This is a genomic window from Streptomyces albipurpureus (assembly GCF_023701525.1).
In the GTDB taxonomy this organism is placed as follows: domain Bacteria; phylum Actinomycetota; class Actinomycetes; order Streptomycetales; family Streptomycetaceae; genus Streptomyces; species Streptomyces albipurpureus.
Genome location: NZ_JAMQAW010000029.1, coordinates 25,090 through 44,106, shown reverse-complemented (window position 1 = coordinate 44,106; position 19,017 = coordinate 25,090). Strand labels below are relative to the sequence as shown.

The following is a 19,017-nucleotide window of genomic DNA, read 5'->3' as shown; positions in this document are numbered from 1 at the left end:
TCGAGCACCGAGGGCCGATCGTCGAGGGGCCGCGGTTCTCGCGGTTGGCCGGTCTGGTCGCGACTTCTGCCGGATGGTGCAACAGGCCCTGTGTCAGCGCGGGTTGGAGCGGTTGACGCGGAGGCCGTACGCCTTGTCGGCGCGGACCGCTGTTGGAGCGGGTCCGTGCTCTTCCCAGGTCGAATCGGAGAACTAGCCGAGCGTACGGATCACGCGTGCCGGATTGCCCACCGCGAGGACTCCGGCCGGCAGATCCTTGGTCACGACCGATCCCGCCCCCACCACCGTGTTCTCGCCGATCGACACGCCGGGGCAGACGATCACCCCGCCGCCCAACCAGACATTGTCGCCGATCGTGATCGGCTCCCCCTTCTCCCAGCCCTCCTTGCGGCGCTGCGCATCCAGCTCATGCGTCGGGGTCAGCAGTTGGACGTTCGGACCGATTTGGGCATGGGAGCCGATCGTGATCGGTGCGGAGTCCAGAAAGACCGCATTGAAATTCACGAAGACGTGGTCACCGATGGAGATATAGCTGCCGTAGTCACACTGGAACGGTGGCCGGATCGTTACCCCTGTCCCCATCGACCCCAGCAGTTCCGCAAGGATCGCCGTTCGCTCTTCGGTCTTCGCCCCGCCATCGCTGTTGTAGGCGGCACACAACTCGATGCGGCGTTGATTGTCCGCGGCCAACTCCGCGTCCCGTGGCAGATACCAGTCCCCGGCGAGCATCCGCTGCTTGTTCTCTCCCACCTTGAGCCTCCCGGCCTCGAAAACGAACCCAATAGTTGAACTGTCCGCACCACGCGCCCCGTTGGGCCATCAGAACCGTAAATCCCGTCCCCGGTGGCTACTGGGGATCCCTAGGATTGAACACGACTGTCTGACGTGACCAGGGGTGGGGAATCATGGTGCGCGGTATGCGCAGAGCCGTACGGGGTGCGGGCGTCGCGATTTCTGCGGTAGGGCTGTTGGCCGGCTGCTCTCTCAAGACAGAGGCGAAGCCCGACGAGCCCGTGGGCAATCCGCAGAACGAAGTGAAGGAGAGTGTCGAACCCTCGCCGACGGTTGCCGTTGGAGGCAGGGTAGGCGGTCCGGGGTCACCCTGTGAGCTGCCCGTGTCCTTTGATCTGGCGGCTGACTGGGCCCCGAAGCCGGTGGTGGAGGACACCCAGTTCGGCTTGACCTCCATGGGGGCGGTCACGCTCAAGTGTGAGATCGACGCCAAGCCTGCGGGAATCATCGGCTTCCTGCGCATTTGGGTTGGGGCGAAGGTGGGAGAAGATTCGAACGCAGTTCTGAAGGAGTTTGTCGCCGAGAACGCGAAGAGTCGAAAGAGCGAGGTGTTTACGCAGGGCCAGGCAGGGGGGTTCAAGATGGCCGAGGTGACGTATCTGAACACCAATGAGTTCATCAAAATCCCCAAGAAGGAGCGGGCGTTCGCCCTTGCCACGCCCAAGGGTGTGGTGGTGTTCGACCTCGGGGGACTCGACTCGGCCGAGCACGAAGAGATGCTCCCGGCGTATGAACTGGCGAAGAAGTCGCTCAAGGCCAACTGATACGTGATGGCGAGGGGTTCTCCGCCCCTCGCCGTTGTCCGTGCCCTCCTCATTGTCCGTACCCTCGCCTTCGCCCGCTTCCCCCGGCTCCGCTTCTCCCGGATCCGTGTCCTTGGTGTCCGAGTCTTCGCGTCTGTGTCCCTTGCGTCTGTGTCCTTTGGGTGGGTGTCCGGCCCGTGGTCGGGCGCGCTCGGTGAATTTCCCCGCGCTTCCAAGATTTCCCCGATCTCCGGCGTGCTGAGCGGAGGGCTCCGAGCGGTTGTCACTGGGCCATTCACCCTCGCTCCCGGTCCCCCAGCGCTGGCTCGCTCGTTCCTCTTTCTGAAGGACGCGATGGATTAATCCCGATTTGCCCGGCGGGTGGCTATCCCCAAAAGATATCCACAGCCTGTGGATGAAATCGCCGACCTCTGACTTCTCCGTCTACGGTGGATAGCGCAGGCCAGGGCCGCCCCCAACCCCGGGCGGACCTTTTGGCATGGGTCCGGCCGCCCGCCTGCGATGATCGCCAAAGACGGAGGTGACCGCCATGACCACGCTCGATGACGCGTTGGCCGCTGCGTTGTATGAGGCGGGTGACGCCTCTTTGGACACGGGTGCCTCTCTGCTGGCGGCCGATCCGGGCTTGGATGCGGCGCTGCGCCAGCGCGGTGAGGAATTGATCCGGGGGGCGTGGGAGCGTGGCTGGCAGCCCGCCGATCTTCTCCGCTGCGTACGGCGTGACCTGACCGAGCCGCATCTGCGGCTGCTGACCTCCCTGATCCGCTCCGAGACCGCGAAGTACGGGGAGCTGCCACCCCGCTGGTCCGCCCAGCTCGGAGAGTTGGACGGCGAGGACTGGCGCGCCGACCGGTTCTCCTACGCGACTGCCGTGCTGGAGCTCTATCGGCTCCTGGTCCGTCTTCCGTCGATCGAACCGGTGGGCCCGGTGCCGGGGCAGCCGTTCCTGGCGCCGACGGGATACGAGCCCCGGATGCTGACCCGGATACGCGCCCTGCTGGCCAAGGCGGAGGCGACGACCTACCCGGAGGAAGCCGAGGCGCTGACGGCCAAGGCCCAGGAGCTGATGTCCCGTCACAGTGTGGACGAAGCGTCCTTGGCCCCCAAGTCGACTACGCCCGCTGCCTTCCGGATAGGGGTGGATGCGCCGTACGAGACGGCGAAGGCCATCCTGCTCGACGCGGTGGCCTCGGCGAACCGCTGCCGTGCGGTGTGGAACAGCTCACTCGGCTTCTCCACCGTGGTCGGCTTCGAGGGTGACTTGGAATCGGTCGAGCTGCTGTACACCTCGCTGCTGGTGCAGGGCACGGCTGCGATGACTCGCGCGGAAGGCGCCCAGCGAGCAGGCGGTCGTCGGCGGACGAAGACGTTCCGTCAGTCCTTTCTGATGTCGTACGCGGGCCGCCTCGGCGAGCGCCTGGCCTCGGCCGCGCAGAGCGTGCCCGCCCCCGATGACCTGCTTCCGGTCCTGGCCACCCGTGAGATAGCGGTCGCGGCCCATGCGGAGGAGCTGTTCCCGCGCACGACGACCACACGTGTGCGGGGCGTCACCGACGAAGCGGGCTGGCGCCACGGTCGAGCAGCCGCAGACAATGCCCAAGTTGCCGCGAGCCGAGGCCTGTTGGGGCGTTCTTCTTAGCGTCAGTCCGGCAAGCCCCACCGTCCGTCGGATACTCCCGTTCCGGTACGGCCATCGCATGCGGTTCTCGGCCTTCCGAGTCCAACCGGCAGCCTGAACCTCCGCAGCAGGACGAGAGCCAGGCCCAGGACCTCGGCGCCGAGGCCACCGCTGCCCCGAGGATCCAGGGACCGGCGGCGCGTCAGACGGTCATACCGTCAGCGGTGGCCGTCGCAATGATCGCACCGGCACCCGGTCGGCGGATGCCCCGCCGATGACCCGTAGCAATGCCCCCGCCACCATGGTCGCGATCCGGTTCGCTCGGACCCGAGTGGCCCGTAGCAATGCCCCCGCCGCCGTGGCGCGATCCGGTCTGCTCGGACCCGAGGGGCGTCCCCTGGTCGTCGCCGTCGAGACGGTGTTGCCCGGGGCCTGAGAAGGGCCGGATTTCCACGGCATGAAATAGGTGGATATAGAGCAAAGCTCGCTAATCTCACATCATGACCTGGCTTCGGGCCCTCAAGGACACCACCCGCTCCGGGCTTACGCTCGAACGGCGGCGGCTTGAACCCCTCGTCGCCCTGCGTGGGGCGGCCGGGCTGGCGCTCGTCGTGGGAACCGCGCTTGCCCTCTTCGGGCCCGTCGTCGCGGTGAGCTCCGCCTTTGGGGCGTTCCAAGCGGCCATTGCCACCCTCCAGCGCAGCTGGCGTCCCCGTCCCGTCCTTGCGCTCATCTCCGGGGGCAGCCTCGCCATCTCCACCTTCGTCGGTTATCTGACCGGTTTCCAACTCGCTCTCTTCGTCGCGCTCCTCTTCCTCTGGACCTTCGCCGCCGGGCTCGCCTGGGCCATCGGCCCCACCACCGGGATCATCGCCGCGTCCAATGTGGCGATCATGTTGGTGACCGTCACCCTCCCCACCTCCGTCGCGACGGCCGCAGGGCATGCCGCCGTGATCGCGATGGGTGGAATCGTGCAGGCCGCGCTGATCGTCCTGTTCCCCCTGAGGCGCTGGGGCGCCCAACGCGACGCGCTCGCCGACGCCCTCGCGGCCGAAGCCGACTATGCGCGGCGGCTACGTCACGACCCAACCGCTTCCTTTGACCCCGGCCCGCTGATGGTCGCCCGCAGCGCCGCCGCCGTCACACCCCGCCAGGCCCGTCGTAGACCAGCAGAGCTTCATGGCACCCGAGCGGTTGCCGAGCGCATCAGGCCCGTACTCGCCTCCCTCGCCGATCCCGCTGTCGGTGCCTCCGCCGAAGGCCCGGAGCGTGATCGGGTACGGGAAGTGCTCGCCGCCGCCGCGTCCCTCCTCGACGCGGCAGCCCGTGCCGTCCGCCGTGGTGTTCCCGTACGCATGCCCCCCGGAGCGATGGACGCGCTCAAGACCCCGGACACCGTCACCGTCCTCAGCGGCCCAGCGCGCCGGGCCGCCCTACGGCTCGTTGCCCTCCTCGACGATGTGCTGGAGGAGGCCGAGGGCGACGGCACCACCGAAGTACCGATCCGTGACCGGCCGTCCCTCCTGAGGCTGCTGCCCGGAGCCCTGCGTTCCGTACGGCGGGAGCTGCGTCGGGGTTCTCCGGTCCTACGCCACGCGATCAGGGTCGCCACGGTGGTCTGCGCGGGTTACGTTCTCGGCGCGGTGCTCTCCCTCGGGCATGGCTACTGGGTGCCCATGACCTCCGTGATGGTGATGCGTCCGGACTTCTCACAGACGTACTCCCGATCCGTCGCCCGCTTCGGGGGCACGCTCATCGGCGTCGGCCTCGCCACCGCCATCGTGCAGACCACCCACCCGGGTGTGGTGATCTCCTGTGCGCTCGCCGTCCTCTGCGCCTTCGGCATATACCTCGTCATGCGCACCGGATATGTCGCTGCCAATATCTGTACATCCGCCTATGTCGTCTTTCTCCTGGGCATGGGTGGCGAGGACGCCGGCCAGACCGTTCCTGACCGGGTTCTGCTCACCCTGCTCGGTGGACTGCTCGCGATGTCGGCCTACGCCATCTACCCCGCTTGGGAGACTCCGCGGCTCCGCAACCGGCTCGCCGAATGGCTGGTCGCGGACTCTCGCTACGCCGCGGCTGTCGTCGATCACTACGCCAACCCCGTCGACCGCCCGGGGCAGGACCTACGACAGGCACTGCTGACTGCCCGGGATGCCCGGATCGCTTGGCAGGACGCACTGGCCAGGGCGATCCATGAGCCGGTACGCAGTAGAGGGCTGACCCGTGCCGCCGCGGAGTCCGCTGACCACGCGCTGAGCCAGTTCGGCCGCAGCGCCATGCTGATGGAGGCGCATCTTCCCGAGCGTGGCGCCGTCCCCGTGCCGGTCGCGGCCGCACTCGCCGATGCGCTGCGGCAGGACGGCGAGCAGGCGGCCAGAGCGGTCAAGGAGCGCCGAAGTCTGAACTGGGATCGGGTACGCGCGGAGCTGGCGGTGTGGGACGACGATCACCCCGTGCTGAGAAGTGGCACGACACTCCTGGCCGAGGCGTTGGACGAGTTGACTGAGGCACTTGACGAAGGAGTCAGGCGATGAGGAGAAGTGGAAGGGCGGGCGGTGCGGAGGAGCCGGCAGGTCAGGCAGTGAGAAGGAGCCGGAAGATCAGGTGGTGACGCGAGACTCGTCACGCCCCTGAGGCCGTCGAACGGTCCCGGCTACCGCGGGGGCTCGAACTTCGGCAGGTCCTTCAGCATCTCCGACGGGATGCCCTCGGGCTGAACCCCGGGCGCCGCCTTCACCAGGGTGTCCTTGGTACCGGCACCCCAACTGATCACCAGGGTCTTGCCGTCACCGGACTCCACGGTGCCCATGGTCCGCCCGGTGCTGCCGTCCACACACTTCAGCGACAGCATCAACTTGCCGTGGTCGGCCACCTCGCCGGTACAGGCCTGGCCACCGGAGATCAACGCGGCCTTCTTGCCGGTGATCGCCAGGTCGACCTTCTTGCCATCGGTCGTACCCGACCAGGCGCCTTCCAGCTTCGCAGCGTCCACGCCGCCGGTGCCGGCATCCTCGCTCGGGTCCTTTCCACCGCTATCGCTATCGCCGTGGCCATCACCGGTCCCCGCATGTGGGGACCCTGAGGACCGAGCCTTGGCATCGTTGCCCGAATCGCCGCTGTCCCCGCTGTCGCCACCGCCGCAACCGGTCAGTACGACAATGGCTGCCGCGACAACTCCTGCCGCGGTCATGGAAGTACGAATACGCACGTCAATGCCCCCTCGGTCACTTCACAGACCGCGTCAAACTATCAGGACGTGTTTTGTGCACCCAGGAGAAATCGGACGTGTGCTTTCTCACCCGAGGGTGGCCAACTCGGCTGTTGTGGGCCGGAAAACGACCTGGATTGACTCAGCAGCCGCCGCCCGGTGCATATTCCGTCAAGCCGGGACGAGTACGCTGCTGGGCCAAAGGCCCGAACAAGGCAACCGCCGTCGTCTGGCCCATCTCTCGGCCCATCCGGCTCGTGGAGACCCATCGCGGAGACCACTGCATCCGGACGGGCACCGTAGGCGTCTCTCCTTCTGTAACGGGCTAAAGCTGTAACCGGGGGAACACCCCGCGTGCACGTGCATCTGCTCGTGCCAACGCTTATGCATTCGCACGTGAAACACAGCTATGATCCGGGACAGTTGACACATGCACCTTGTACCCCGGGAGCGACTCGTGCACCACGCGTACAACGGCATGGCGGCCACAGAGCTCCACGGGGTCGTCTGGCAGAAGAGCCGACACAGCAACTCCCAAGGATCGTGTGTGGAGTTCGCCAGGCTTCCTGGGGGGAGTGTCGCCATGCGAAACTCCCGCCACCCCGACGGTCCCGCGCTCGTCTATACGCCTGCCGAGATAGAAGCGATGTTGTTGGGTGCGAAGGACGGGGAGTTCGACCATCTGATCGCCGGGAACTGAACCGACGCATCCGCTGTGCGGAGCTCAACTGGGCTCCGCACAGCAGCGGTTGGTGAGCAAGGCGAATCGGCGGCACCCTGCCGGGCGAGGCGCCGCCGACTCAGCGAGCCCCATTCCCGACGCCTGCTCGGCGGTGTTTCCCTCCGCCCGGCAGGGTTGGCCATGAGTCGATGGCGCGGCGTTGTGTCCGGCCCCGCCAAGCACCGGGCCCGACCAGGCGCCCGGCCTCCGACAAGCGCCGGCCCCCGACCAAGCGCCCAACGCCTTCCAGGATTCTTACCCGCCAAGGCACCCGCCCCATAAGCCAGATAGGCCAGGCGCGATCGGGTAGTACCGCTCATGGCCCAACGCGCCAGTCGGCAGAGCGGCCGGCCGGAATGGCGGCCGGAATGGGCCGGTCGGCACCCGGCAACGAGCCGGTGCCAGACGGGCCCAGTGACCCACGCGGCTTTCGCTTGCGGCGCACCTCTACGGGAAAGGAGAAGCGGGCCCGCCCCCCGATAGCCGGGCCCGCTCCCCGGCTCATCGGCCTGGACTGCGCGATGGATCAGCTCAGTTGGAAGAGCGCCCACACGACCTTGCCGTGCATGGCCCCCGCGAGCGGGTGCCAGCCCCAGCTGTCGCTGAAGGAGTCCACCAGAAACAGACCCCGCCCGGATTCGGCGGTGCCGCGCGGATCGGGGAAGGGCACATCGTCATCGAACGGCGTGCCGGGGGTCTCCGGGCTGGGGTCGCGTACCGCGCACACCAGCCGGCCCGGCCAGCGCAGCAAGTGCAGCCGCACGGGCGGGTGTTGGGTGTCATCGAGCGGCTCATCGGGTAGGCCGTGCCGTAGGGCGTTGGTGACCAGTTCGGATACGACGAGGGAGACATCGTCGAAGCGGTCGCTCAGCTCCCATTGGTGGAGCGTCGATTTGGTGAAGTGGCGCGCTCCGCGTACGGCTTCGAAGCGAGCGGTCAGGGAGCACGAGGCCGAACTCGACACCCGCGAGGGGCCTGCTGGAGGAAGGCCCTGCCTTAACGGCTTGAGCATGGTCGATCCATTCGTTCCCATGCGAGGCACTCCCTGGGGCAATCGCGGCTGTGGCGCTACAACACGAACGAGCACGCAGGTGCGGTGTAGACCATGGTTCCGAATGCGGTGGGCAGATGCAAGGGCAGATGCACGTGCACGTGCCCGGCCTGTCCCTTCCGTGGGGGTTCTTGGTCATATCTTTCCCGCGACTCTTTCATGGTCTTCCCAAGTGCTTTCCATTTCCGTAACCGAATGAGTACGCCCTGAAGTGTTTTGGTGGCAGAATCCCGCACTTGGGGTCTCGGGGGTGGCCCACTCTGTAGGTGGTCCGCAGTGGACTGAGATGGATGGCGAAGGATGGGGAGGGTTGGAGTCGTGACCACTGACGAGTCGTGGGCCGCAGGGCCAGGTGGCGGTTCCGTGGTGCGGCGCATCCTGTTGGGCTCCCAGCTGAGGAGACTGCGCGAGTCGCGCGGGATCACCCGTGAGGCAGCTGGTTACTCGATCCGCGCATCGGAATCAAAGATCAGCCGTATGGAGTTGGGCCGGGTGAGCTTCAAGGCGAGGGATGTCGAAGACCTACTGACGCTCTACGGAGTCGCCGACGAAGTGGAGCGGGAGTCTCTACTCGGCCTCGCCAAAGAGGCCAACGTGGCGGGCTGGTGGCACAGTTACGGCGATGTGTTGCCAGGCTGGTTCCAGACATATGTGGGACTGGAGGCAGCGGCGTCGCATATTCGCCTCTACGAGGTGCAGTTCGTCCACGGTCTGCTCCAGACCGAGGCGTACGCGCATGCGGTGGTCACCCGTGGCCAGCCCAACGCCCGCCAGGCGGACGTCGATCGCCGGGTCGCTCTCCGGCTGGAGCGGCAGAAGCTGCTGGTCTCCGAACGGGCGCCGGAGGTCCATGCGGTCCTCGACGAGGCCGCGCTCCGTCGACCCTATGGTGATCGCTCGGTGATGCAGGGGCAGTTGAGGCATTTGATCGAGATCTCCGAGCAGCCGAACGTCACTCTTCAGGTGATGCCCTTCAACTTCGGCGGCCATGCGGGCGAGAGCGGCGCCTTCGCCATGTTGCGATTCCCCGAGTCGGACCTGTCCGACATCGTCTATCTGGAGCAGTTGACCAGTGCGCTCTATTTGGACAAGCGGGAGGAAGTCGCTCAGTACGACCGGGTAATGAGGCGCCTCCAGGAAGACAGCCCCGACCCCGCTGGAAGCCGCGATGTTCTGCGTGGTCTACTCCAACTGACGTAAAGCGCACGTATAGTGACGTGACATCAGGCACGTTCTTTGTGAGGTTCCGACGACGGGTGAGGAATCGAGTCCTATGTCCTTGTTCACCGATCTGGCCTACCAGTACATCGATGGCGAGTGGAGGCCCGGCAGCGGCTCCTGGGACATCATCGATTTCAATCCGTACGACGGAGAGAAGCTGGCTTCCATTACCGTTGCCACGGCCGCGGAGGTGGACCAGGCCTACCGGGCAGCCGAGCGGGCGCAGGTGGCCTGGGGTGAGACCAGCCCGTACAGTCGGCGGGCCGTCTTCGAGAATGCCCTGCGCATCATCGAGGAGCGGGAACAGGAGATCACCGAAGCGATCATCGCTGAGCTCGGTGGTACACACCTCAAGGCCGGCTTTGAGCTGCATCTCGCCAAGGAGTTCCTGCGCGAGGCCATCCAGTTGGCGCTACGGCCCGAGGGCCGGATTCTCCCCTCGCCCGTTGACGGCAAGGAGAACCGCGTCTACCGCCTGCCCGTCGGGGTCGTCGGTGTGATCAGCCCCTTCAATTTCCCCTTTCTCCTGTCGATCAAATCGGTCGCACCTTCGCTCGCACTCGGTAATGCCGTCGTTCTCAAACCGCACCAGAACACCCCGATCTGCGGTGGCTCGCTGGTGGGTAAGGTCTTTGAAGACGCGGGTCTGCCGCCCGGACTTCTCAATGTCGTCATCACCGACATAGCGGAGATCGGCGATGCGCTGATCGAGCATCCGGTGCCCAAAGCGATCTCCTTCACCGGCTCCGACCGGGTGGGACAGCATGTCGCCATGGTCTGCGCGGCCAATTTCAAGCGCGCGATCCTGGAACTCGGCGGAAACAGTGCGCTGATCGTTCTTGATGACGCGGATATCGACTATGCCGTGGATGCGGCGGTCTTCAGCCGCTTTGTGCATCAGGGGCAGGTCTGCATGGCCGCCAATCGGGTCCTGGTGGACCGGAGTGTCGAGAAGGAGTTCACCGAGAAGTTCGTCGCCAAGGTGCGAACACTCAAGGTGGGGGACCCCTCCGACCCGGCGACGCATATCGGCCCTCTGATCAATTCGCGGCAGGCCGACGCGGTCACCTCGCTGGTCAAGCAGACGGTGGAAGCGGGTGCGACCGCCCTGCTGCACGGTGGTTCCGACGGCAATCTGGTCGAGCCGTCGGTGCTGACCGGCATCGCCACCGACTCCCCGGTGCTGGGGCAGGAGATCTTCGGACCGGTGGCGCTGATCGTGCCCTTCGACGGCGAGGACGAGGCGGTGCGGATCGCCAATGACACTCCGTACGGGCTGAGCGGCGCGGTCCACACCGCCAACATCGAGCGCGGCGTACGGGTCGCCAAGCGGATCAACACCGGCATGATCCACATCAATGACAGCACGGTGCACGATGAGCCGATCGTCCCCTTCGGCGGGGAGAAGCACTCCGGTAGCGGACGGCTGAACGGTGAGTCGATGATCGAGGCGTTCACCACCCAGAAGTGGATCTCTGTCCAGCACGGGCGTTCCCACTTCCCGTTCTGAGCACAGAGCCAGCACAGAGCAAGCACAGCCCAGAGGCCATTGAGGACAGGATCTGTCCTCAATGGCCTCTACGTTTGCGGTGTCGGAAGGGAGGCGGGAGCCTCACCTTGAAACGGCCGAGACCCCACCAGGGATCGGAAGGGCGGACACCATGGTCACTCACGTACCCGCGGAGACTCCGGGAGACGAGCGCGGAGCTCTGCTGCTGTTCACCGAGGCGCAGCGCGGTGCGCTCAGGCGCTCGATCCTGGGGATCAGCGAGGAACAGGCCGCGAGCCGTCCCAGTGCCAGCGAGCTATCGCTCTCCGGGCTGCTCAAGCATGTCGCCGAGACCGAGCTGAACTGGCTGCGGATGGCCCAGCAGCGGCCGAACGAGAAGGAGCGTACGCGGGAGACCTGGCCGGACAGCTTCCGTCTGGTCGAGGGGGAGTCCATTCCGCAGGTGCTGGCCTTCTGGGACTCGGTCGCCCGGGAGACCGAGGAGTTCATTCGTGCCGTACCCAGCCTCGATGACACCTTCCCGCTGCCCGAGGCACCCTGGTTCCCCAAGGAGGGGCGGGTGTCGATGCGCTGGCTGATGCTGCATCTCGTGGAGGAGATCGGGCGCCACGCCGGCCACGCCGACATCATCCGTGAGTCCCTGGACGGCAAGTCGTCCTTTGACTTGGTCGCCTTGGAGCGGCAGTCGGCCGGTTGATGAGCGTCCCGGCCGCTGATGCCCGCGGCTGACGCGCCCCCTCAGGCCGCGGGCAGTGCGAGAAGGCCTGGGTGGGGCCTGGCAGGTGCGGGGCATGAGAGGGGTCGCCCGGCCGGTTGGCCGCGTTGCGGTGCTGGACCTTCAGGACTCCGAGTAGGCGCTTGAGGCTCGCAGGGTCTCCAGACGGGCGAGATCGTCTGCTGCCGACAGCCGTTCCTCGTCCGTCAGCGGGACCCCGGCGGCCCGTTCCAGCAGCTCTCGCGCCAGTTCCCCGTCGTCGAGCCGCTGGGCGATATCGCCGCGCAGTACCAACAGCCGCAGCAGTTGGCTGGGGGTCGGCCGCTCGTTCTCCAGCCCCAGTGCCCGATCGATGATCTTCGCGGCTCCCGGAAGGTCCTCCTTGGAGTCGGCGAAGAGGTCGGCGGTGTGCAGGGCCCGTCCAAAGGTGTCCTTGGGGGCGGGCCGGTGGTGCTGGTTCTCGCTGATCATCTGCCCGATCCGGAGGGTGTTGCCCGTCGGATCGGTGAGCAGGAACTGCCGAACGCCGTACGACATGTTCTTGAGGGGCCCCATGCGCGGTAGGCCGCGAGTGGGGATCCTTCCGTATGCCGTCTTGAGGCCGGCACGGAACTCCCCGTGCAGTTCGTCGACGTCGTCGGTGAGGATGTAGCAGCCGGAGTAGGACGCGGTCGGGTCGTACTCCTTCATTCCGTGGAACTGGAGTTCGACTGGACCGCGCTCGACGACGACGTATGCGTAAGGGCTCTTCTGTTGGAAAGTCGTCTCGAACCCCAGGGCGGTGTAGAAATCGACGACCGGCTGGATCAACTCTGTCCGGCAGGGGAGGAGCGGGATGGTCTTCTCGGTCATGCTTGCAGCGTAGTCAAAGTTGAGTAATCTAGTCAAAGTTGAAGAGAAGGGTTTTCGGTCGATGTCAGCGATCCGTCTGCTGGTACTCGGGGCCGTGCGCCAGCACGGGCGGGCGCACGGTTACCAGGTCCGCAACGATCTGGAGTTCTGGGGCGCGCACGAGTGGTCCCACGCCAAGCCCGGCTCGATCTATCACGCGCTCAAGCAGATGGCGAAGCAGGATCTGCTGCGTGCCCATGAGGTCGCGCCCTCGACGGTCGGCGGCCCGCCGCGCACCGAGTACGAGCTGACCGAGCAGGGTTCAAAGGAGTTCTTCCGGCTGCTGCGGGAGTCCCTGACAGCCCATGACCAGCAACTCGACGTCCTCTCCGCAGCGGTCGGCTTCATCGTCTATCTGCCGCGCGCGGAGGCCGTGGAGCTGCTGAAGCAGCGGGTGCTGGGGATCGAGGAGTGGCGGTCGGCGGTGACCGAGTACTACACGCCCGAAGCGGGCCCTGAATCGCTCGGTCACATTGGCGAGATCATGAACCTCTGGGTGGGCTCGGCCGACTTCGGTGCCGAGTGGACCCGCGGTCTGATCGAGCGGATCGAGCGGGGCGCGTACACCTTCGAGGGGGAGGGGGAGCCCTTCCGCGCCGTACTGGGGGAGGGGGAGGAGAACCCCTATGCGACGGGCGAGGTCCATGTCGAGGACGGGCGCTAGTTGTACTGGTCGGGAGCGTCGACCAAGCGCGTGAACGGCGGCTGGTTGGCGCGGGCGGTGCGGGGCGGCGGTGGTTGTTGTACGACCCGGCCCCGGGAGACGGCTCCCCGCGGGCCGGACGTTCCTGGATCCGGGCCGTTCGATCAGTGGTGGAAGGCCGTGGCCGAGGCCTCGCTCTTGTTCAGCGGACCCGACTGACGGCGTAGCTCCGGCAGCAGCTTGTCCAGATCCTCCATCAGAAGATCCGCGAGATCCGTCGAGAAGCCGTTGCGGCAGACCACCCGGAGCACGGAGAGGTCCTCCCGGTTCTTGGGGAAGGTGTACGCCGGGACCAGCCAGCCCTGCTCGCGCAGCCGCCGGGAGACATCGAAGACATCGAAGCTCCTCACTCCGGGCGCGGTGGTCAGGGCGAACACCGGTAGTTCATCGCCGCGCGTCAGCAGCTGGAAGTCATCGAGGGCCGCGAACCGGTCGGAGAGCCCGCAGGCGACATCCCGGGAGGCCTGCTGGACGGCCCGGTAGCCGTCCCAGCCCAGCCTGAGGAAGGTGTAGTACTGGGCGACCACCTGTGCGCCCGGACGGGAGAAGTTCAGGGCGAAGGTGGGCATGTCGCCACCGAGGTAGTTGACTCGGAAGACCAGCTCCTCCGGGAGTTCGGCGGATGAGCGCCAGAGCGCCCAGCCCACGCCGGGGTAGACCAGGCCGTACTTGTGCCCGGAGGTGTTGATCGAGGCGACCCGTGGCAACCGGAAGTCCCAGATCAGTTCCTCGTCGAGGAAGGGCGCGACCATGGCACCCGAAGCCCCGTCCACATGGACGGGAACGTCGAGTCCGGTGCGCTCCTGGAGGGAGTCCAGGATGGTGCAGAGCTCCTGGACCGGCTCGTATGAGCCGTCGAAGGTCGAGCCCAGCACGGCGACGACACCGATGGTGTTCTCGTCGCAGAGGTCGGCCGCGGCCTGGGGATCGAGATGGAAGCGGTCGCCCTCCATGGGAACCAGTCGAGGCTCGATCTCCCAGAAGTTGCAGAACTTGTCCCAGCAGACCTGGACATTGACGCCCATGACCAGATTGGGCCGGGCGGTCGCCGGATAGCGGTCCGCGTTGCGGGCCATCCACCGCCGTTTGAGTGCCATTCCGGCCAGCATGGCCGCCTCGCTGGAGCCGGTGGTGGAGCAGCCGACGACGGCGCCGGGGTCCGGCGCGTTCCAGAGGTCCGCGAGCATGGCCACACAGCGGCGCTCCAGCTCCGCGGTCCGAGGGTACTCATCCTTGTCGATCATGTTCTTGTCCCGGCACTCGCCCATCAGAACGCCGGCCTGGGGTTCCATCCAGGTGGTGACGAAGGTGGCGAGATTGAGCCGGGCGTTGCCATCCAGCATCAGTTCGTCATGGACGAGGCGGTACGCGGTCATGGGCGGCAGAGGGCCATCGGGCAGCCGGTGCTTGGGCGGCGGGGAGGTCATTCCGCTGACCGGGTCCGCCTCTCCGAAGAACGGGTTCAGCGCGAGTTTGCGCGGTTCGCCATCGGGGCCAGGCCGAGCGGCGGCTGACCCTCCCGCACCCTTGTGGAGTGGCATTGCCTCGCCGCCTTCCGCTACGCGCCCCGCTGGTGTTCTCGTTTGCAAGGCTCATACGGGCCGTTCCCACCTGCAACGCGGGACGGCCACCCGGGGAAGGCGGCTGGTGTCAGCCCGCGGTGACCTTCGCCAGGAAGGCGGTCAGATTCGCAAGCGCCCGCGAGGCCTTCTCCTCGACGCTCAGATGCTCGTCGTGCTTGGTGGTGCGGAGCTTTGGCTGCCGGATGCCCCGGAGGTAGAGCGAGCAGGCCAGGTCGGCGCAGACATAGAGCCCGACGGTGTTGCCGTCGCGTCCACGGGCCCCGGCGAGTGGGGCGACGAGGAGATTCACCCCGGACGAGGCATGGGTGGTGAGACAGATGTTGCAGAGGCTGGACTTCACCGCGCTGGTCCTACTGGCGGTAGGGACGCGGAGGGTGATGCCGAGCGGGCCGGAATCGCCCGGGACGACGACGTACGCCCGGAGGGGCGCGGCCGGGTCGATCCACCCCAGGAAGTCGAGGTCCGGCCAGGGCAGCGCGTCGAATTCGGCAGGGAGTTTGAGCCGGCTCGCCTCGCCCTTCGAGCAGTTCACCAGGGACGTACGTATCTGCTTCTCGGTGAGTGGGTCCACGGCTGGACCGTACACAGGCCATCGGGCACGGTCATCCGAATTTGATCCGCCGCTTCTTCCGCGCCGGCCGTGAAGAGGGCGGTCCCGGTGGAAGAACGGCCAGCCGGGAGGCACCTGCTGATGGCCGTAAGGCCTCGGCGCGGTCCCGGGTCAGACCAGCCGCGTGACGCCATCCGGTCTGGCCGGGACGGTCAACGTGCTCAGCTCAGCCGCGTGGTGCGATCACCGCCGCCGTGCCGTAGGCGCAGACCTCCGTACCCACGTCGGCAGCCTCCGTCACATCGAACCTGAACATCAGCACCGCATTGGCTCCCCGCGCCCTGGCCTGCTCGATCAGCCGATCCATCGCCTGATTGCGGGTCTCGACCAGGGTCTTGGTCAGCCCCTTCAGCTCGCCGCCGATCATGGACTTGAGTCCGGCTCCGATCTGGCTGCCGAGGTGGCGGGAGCGGACGGTGAGCCCGAAGACCTCACCGATGATCTGCTGCACCTGGTATCCCGGAACATCGTTGGTGGTGACGACCAGGACATCCGGGTGCGGGCCCTGTCCGCCGCCGTAGTCTTCGATCCCCATCTCATCCGCCTTCCTCGCCCTTGCACGAGCCCTGTCTGCTCTTTTCCTGTCCTTCTGGGCCGTCTCATGTCTTTCTATCGTTTTACTGACTTTCTGGTATTTTTCCGAGCTTTCTTCAGAGACGTCTGCCGCACAGCTTTGTACCGGTGCTGGCACAGTGCATCCTGAGGGGGCCGTTAGAACGCCTAGCAGGGCTGATGCATTGATAGCGTTGGTCGACGGCCGACTTCGCCGATTCCCCGATCATCGATCTATGGCAGATCTCTGACTCTTGGAGCCAGGACCTCGTGACTACCCTCGCGCTCGGACCGAGCTGGCTGGACCCGGACTATCTGATCAACACTTTTGGCCTTATCGGCGTCCTGGTCATCGTCTTCGCCGAGTCAGGTCTCCTTATCGGCTTCTTCCTGCCCGGCGACTCGCTGCTGTTCACCACCGGCCTGCTGGTGACCACGGGCACGCTCGACACCCTGCCGCTCTGGGCCATCTGCGCCTTGATCGTGGTCGCGGCAGTGGTGGGAGACCAGGTCGGCTATCTCTTCGGCCGCAAGGTCGGTCCCGCTCTCTTCAAGCGCCCCGATTCCCGTCTCTTCAAGCAGGAGAACGTGGAGAAGGCGCATGAGTTCTTCGAGAAGTACGGCCCCAAGTCGCTGGTCCTGGCTCGCTTTGTGCCCATCGTGCGAACGTTCACGCCGATCATCGCCGGTGTGAGTCGGATGAACTACCGGCTGTTCCTCATCTACAACGTCGTCGGCGGTGTTCTCTGGGGTGCCGGTGTCACCCTGCTCGGAGCCGTGCTCGGCAAGATCGACTTTGTGCATCAGCACATCGAGAAGATCCTCATCCTGATCGTCCTGATCTCGGTACTGCCCATCGTGATCGAGGTGCTGCGCGCCCGCTCCCAGAACAAGAAGGCCGCCGCCGCGACCGACGACGGCCCGGCCGCCCCGGTGCAGCGCGGCCGACACGCCAAGCGCTGAGCCCCTTCCGTACCGCTCTGCCAACGAACGACTCGTACCGCCGCCCGACTGGAGTGTGCTCTCCACCGTTGCGGAACGAGTCGTTCTGTCGTACCCGCCCTCGGCGTGGGCGAGAACGGATACGCCCTAGAAACCGCGTGTCCGCTTCGCTGCCCGGCGCGGCTCGGACGGGTCCGTACCGCCGCGCACCCGCAGGAACAGCCGGGAGATCTCGCCTCCGAGGTTCACCCCGATCGCGATGGCCAGTGCCAGCGCGGCGGCCTTGGACAGTGAGGCGAGCCCGGTGTTGAGCTCTCCCTGGGCGATGGCCAGCAGCCCGAAGTAGGTTGCGCTGCCGGGCAGGAGCGGACCGATCGCGGCCGTGACATAGGGCAGCGCGGAAGCGAACCGGAAACGCGAGAGCATCTGCCCGAACAGGCCCACCAGCCCGGCCGCGGCGGCCGTCGCAGCGACCGGCGGCACCCCCGCGGTGTCCGCCAGCGCCCCGTAGACCGCCCAGGCGACCCCGCCGTTCAGGGTCACCAGCAGCACGGTGTCCCGTTCCTGCTGCAACAGGACGGCGAAACAGAGCGACAGGGCCATCGCCGCCAGCAACTGCACCTCGGGGCGCTTCACCGCGTGCACGGCGGTCTCGGGGGTGAGGCTGGCGTCGAGGGTCAGCCCCAGATAGAGCACACACAGCACCCCGATGACGATCCCGACGATCAGATACCCGACCTCCAGCAGCCGGGCCGCGGCGGTGATGTAGAAACCGGTCAGGCCGTCCTGTACGCCCGCGACCAGGGCTCGCCCCGGGATCAGCGCGAACAGCCCACCGGTGATGACGGCTGAGGCCCGGACATCCAGTGACGACAGGGTGAGGGCGACGCCCATGGCGGCGGGCGGCATGGCCGCCGCCACGAACTGGTAGAACTCCGGCAGGCCGCGCCCGGCGAACAGCCAGGCCAACCGGTCCCCGAGCATGGCGCTGATCGCCGCTGCCAGGAACACCAGCACATCGCCGCCGACCAGGACGGATGCTGCTCCGGCGAGCAGCCCGCCCGCCACGGTCAGCGCCCAACCGGGATAGGGGTGCCGGTTCCGCCGAATCTCCGCGAGACGGCGGTAGGCCTCCTCCAACGTGATCTCGGGGTCGGCTGAGCTGATGTCATGGACCAGCCGGTAGACGGCGGCCAGCCGGGTGTAGTCGGTGCCTCGTCGACGTACGGTCCGATTGGCCGTCACCGGGTCGTCCACCAGCGACGGCTGATAGGTGATCGACAGCAGGGTGAAGGTGACGGTGGGCTCGCAGCGGTCGAGTCCGTACGAGTGGGTGATCGCGAACATCGCCGCCTCGACGTCCTCCGCACCCTCACCGCCCGCGAGCAGCAGTTCGCCGATGCGCAGGGTCAGGTCGAGCACCCGGGGCACGGCCGGGCCACCCTCTTCTTGTCGCTGCGCGCCCTCGGGCATCGGGCGTTCGCCCACCGGCATCCGCAACATCGTGCGCATCCGGTCCTGCCAGGGCACGTCCTTGGTCAGCCGAATCGGGGGAATACCGTGTGCGGGTGTGAAGGCGGGCGGTGAGTGGCGGGCACTGTACGTACGGGGCGGGGCGAAGGCGGAGCCCTCCGGTTCCGTGGGCGACTCATGAGCCGTACCCGCCGGAGCGGAGAATTCCGACGTGGGCTGGTCCTCCTCGGGCGCCTCGGGGATGCCGATGCCCGCAGGGGGCGTGAAGGCGGAGTGCGCCTCGTCGGAGAGGGGCTTCTCGGCGCCGTACCTCTCGGAGCCCGGACGGTCGGGCGGAAGCTTGTCGTAGAGGTACCCACCGGGGCCCTGATCCCTGGGGGGCTGCTCGTCGGCGGCTGATGCGCCGGACGGTGGTTCCTCGGCCGGCGGGCCGTCGGTGTCCGTGCTCGGCGGCTGATCGCGCCGGCCTGACCCGCGGCCGTCGCGATCTCGACCGGCAGCGTCTTTCGGACCCCTCGGCCCAGGGCCCTGCGGGCCTCGGCCTTCCGGCTCCGCCACCACGTGCCGCCCTCGCTCCCTCGTTGATCGCCGGTGTCGCTTCAGTATGTGCGCGAACCCGCGGCCGCGCTGATGCGGGTCTTCCCCGCCGCTGGC

General features: G+C 66.9%; 18 protein-coding genes. 10 read left to right on the top strand and 8 right to left on the bottom strand.

The features are described 5' to 3' along the window. Positions 1 to 192: 192 nt before the first annotated feature. Positions 193 to 750: a sugar O-acetyltransferase gene (locus NBG84_RS23060; RefSeq protein ID WP_250921471.1), complete on the bottom strand. Its 558-nt coding sequence runs from the start codon at positions 748 to 750 to the stop codon at positions 193 to 195. Positions 751 to 917: 167 nt separating this feature from the next. Here NBG84_RS23060 and NBG84_RS23055 point away from each other — a divergent pair, with 167 nt between their 5' ends. The 4 genes from NBG84_RS23055 (at position 918) to NBG84_RS23040 (ending at position 5,717) form a co-directional block, all read left to right on the top strand. After that, positions 918 to 1,556, top strand: a complete 639-nt coding sequence (locus NBG84_RS23055; RefSeq protein WP_250921470.1) for a lipoprotein — start codon at positions 918 to 920, stop codon at positions 1,554 to 1,556. 529 nt (positions 1,557 to 2,085) lie between these two features. Continuing rightward, entirely contained in the window at positions 2,086 to 3,195 is a 1,110-nt protein-coding gene (locus NBG84_RS23050) for a DUF2786 domain-containing protein (RefSeq protein ID WP_250921469.1), read from the top strand. A gap of 253 nt (positions 3,196 to 3,448) precedes the next feature. Further along, the gene (locus tag NBG84_RS23045) at positions 3,449 to 3,610 is read left to right on the top strand and encodes a hypothetical protein (RefSeq protein WP_250921468.1); all 162 of its coding nucleotides are present in this window, start codon (positions 3,449 to 3,451) and stop codon (positions 3,608 to 3,610) included. 64 nt (positions 3,611 to 3,674) lie between these two features. Next, positions 3,675 to 5,717: an FUSC family protein gene (locus NBG84_RS23040; RefSeq protein ID WP_250921467.1), complete on the top strand. Its 2,043-nt coding sequence runs from the start codon at positions 3,675 to 3,677 to the stop codon at positions 5,715 to 5,717. Between the two features lie 119 nt (positions 5,718 to 5,836). Here NBG84_RS23040 and NBG84_RS23035 read toward each other — a convergent pair whose 3' ends face one another. Continuing rightward, positions 5,837 to 6,391, bottom strand: coding sequence for a hypothetical protein (locus NBG84_RS23035; protein WP_308312106.1), 555 nt, complete (start codon positions 6,389 to 6,391; stop codon positions 5,837 to 5,839). 457 nt (positions 6,392 to 6,848) lie between these two features. Here NBG84_RS23035 and NBG84_RS23030 point away from each other — a divergent pair, with 457 nt between their 5' ends. After that, complete coding sequence (locus NBG84_RS23030) at positions 6,849 to 7,091, top strand: DUF397 domain-containing protein (RefSeq protein WP_250921646.1); 243 nt, start codon at positions 6,849 to 6,851, stop codon at positions 7,089 to 7,091. A gap of 547 nt (positions 7,092 to 7,638) precedes the next feature. Here NBG84_RS23030 and NBG84_RS23025 read toward each other — a convergent pair. Next, positions 7,639 to 8,145: an ATP-binding protein gene (locus tag NBG84_RS23025; protein WP_250921466.1), complete on the bottom strand. Its 507-nt coding sequence runs from the start codon at positions 8,143 to 8,145 to the stop codon at positions 7,639 to 7,641. A 318-nt stretch (positions 8,146 to 8,463) separates the two neighbouring features. Between NBG84_RS23025 and NBG84_RS23020 the strand changes: the two genes are divergently transcribed. The 3 genes from NBG84_RS23020 (at position 8,464) to NBG84_RS23010 (ending at position 11,591) form a co-directional block, all read left to right on the top strand. Next, the gene (locus tag NBG84_RS23020) at positions 8,464 to 9,363 is read left to right on the top strand and encodes a helix-turn-helix domain-containing protein (protein ID WP_250921465.1); all 900 of its coding nucleotides are present in this window, start codon (positions 8,464 to 8,466) and stop codon (positions 9,361 to 9,363) included. A gap of 73 nt (positions 9,364 to 9,436) precedes the next feature. Next, positions 9,437 to 10,894 (top strand): aldehyde dehydrogenase family protein, encoded by a 1,458-nt coding sequence (locus NBG84_RS23015; protein WP_250921464.1) that lies wholly within the window; start codon positions 9,437 to 9,439, stop codon positions 10,892 to 10,894. A gap of 151 nt (positions 10,895 to 11,045) precedes the next feature. Beyond that, on the top strand, positions 11,046 to 11,591 hold the full coding sequence (locus tag NBG84_RS23010) for a DinB family protein (RefSeq protein ID WP_250921463.1): 546 nt from the start codon (positions 11,046 to 11,048) through the stop codon (positions 11,589 to 11,591). Positions 11,592 to 11,732: 141 nt separating this feature from the next. Here the strand turns inward: NBG84_RS23010 and NBG84_RS23005 are convergent, their stop codons facing one another. Then, the gene (locus tag NBG84_RS23005) at positions 11,733 to 12,461 is read right to left on the bottom strand and encodes a bleomycin resistance protein (protein WP_250921462.1); all 729 of its coding nucleotides are present in this window, start codon (positions 12,459 to 12,461) and stop codon (positions 11,733 to 11,735) included. Positions 12,462 to 12,522: 61 nt separating this feature from the next. On the opposite strand from NBG84_RS23005, the gene NBG84_RS23000 reads away from it, so the two are divergent. Beyond that, positions 12,523 to 13,164, top strand: coding sequence for a PadR family transcriptional regulator (locus tag NBG84_RS23000; protein WP_250921461.1), 642 nt, complete (start codon positions 12,523 to 12,525; stop codon positions 13,162 to 13,164). Between the two features lie 143 nt (positions 13,165 to 13,307). Here the strand turns inward: NBG84_RS23000 and gad are convergent, their stop codons facing one another. From gad to NBG84_RS22985, 3 genes are all read right to left on the bottom strand, one after another. Next, positions 13,308 to 14,744: a glutamate decarboxylase gene (gene gad, locus NBG84_RS22995; RefSeq protein ID WP_250921460.1), complete on the bottom strand. Its 1,437-nt coding sequence runs from the start codon at positions 14,742 to 14,744 to the stop codon at positions 13,308 to 13,310. A 109-nt stretch (positions 14,745 to 14,853) separates the two neighbouring features. Next, on the bottom strand, positions 14,854 to 15,357 hold the full coding sequence (locus NBG84_RS22990; RefSeq protein ID WP_250921459.1) for an FBP domain-containing protein: 504 nt from the start codon (positions 15,355 to 15,357) through the stop codon (positions 14,854 to 14,856). 205 nt (positions 15,358 to 15,562) lie between these two features. Next, positions 15,563 to 15,931 (bottom strand): YbjQ family protein, encoded by a 369-nt coding sequence (locus NBG84_RS22985; RefSeq protein WP_250921458.1) that lies wholly within the window; start codon positions 15,929 to 15,931, stop codon positions 15,563 to 15,565. Between the two features lie 287 nt (positions 15,932 to 16,218). Between NBG84_RS22985 and NBG84_RS22980 the strand changes: the two genes are divergently transcribed. Then, positions 16,219 to 16,911, top strand: a complete 693-nt coding sequence (locus tag NBG84_RS22980) for a DedA family protein (RefSeq protein ID WP_250921457.1) — start codon at positions 16,219 to 16,221, stop codon at positions 16,909 to 16,911. Positions 16,912 to 17,037: 126 nt separating this feature from the next. On the opposite strand, the gene NBG84_RS22975 is transcribed toward NBG84_RS22980, so the two are convergent. Continuing rightward, on the bottom strand, positions 17,038 to 18,921 hold the full coding sequence (locus NBG84_RS22975) for a threonine/serine exporter family protein (RefSeq protein ID WP_250921456.1): 1,884 nt from the start codon (positions 18,919 to 18,921) through the stop codon (positions 17,038 to 17,040). Positions 18,922 to 19,017: the final 96 nt, after the last annotated feature.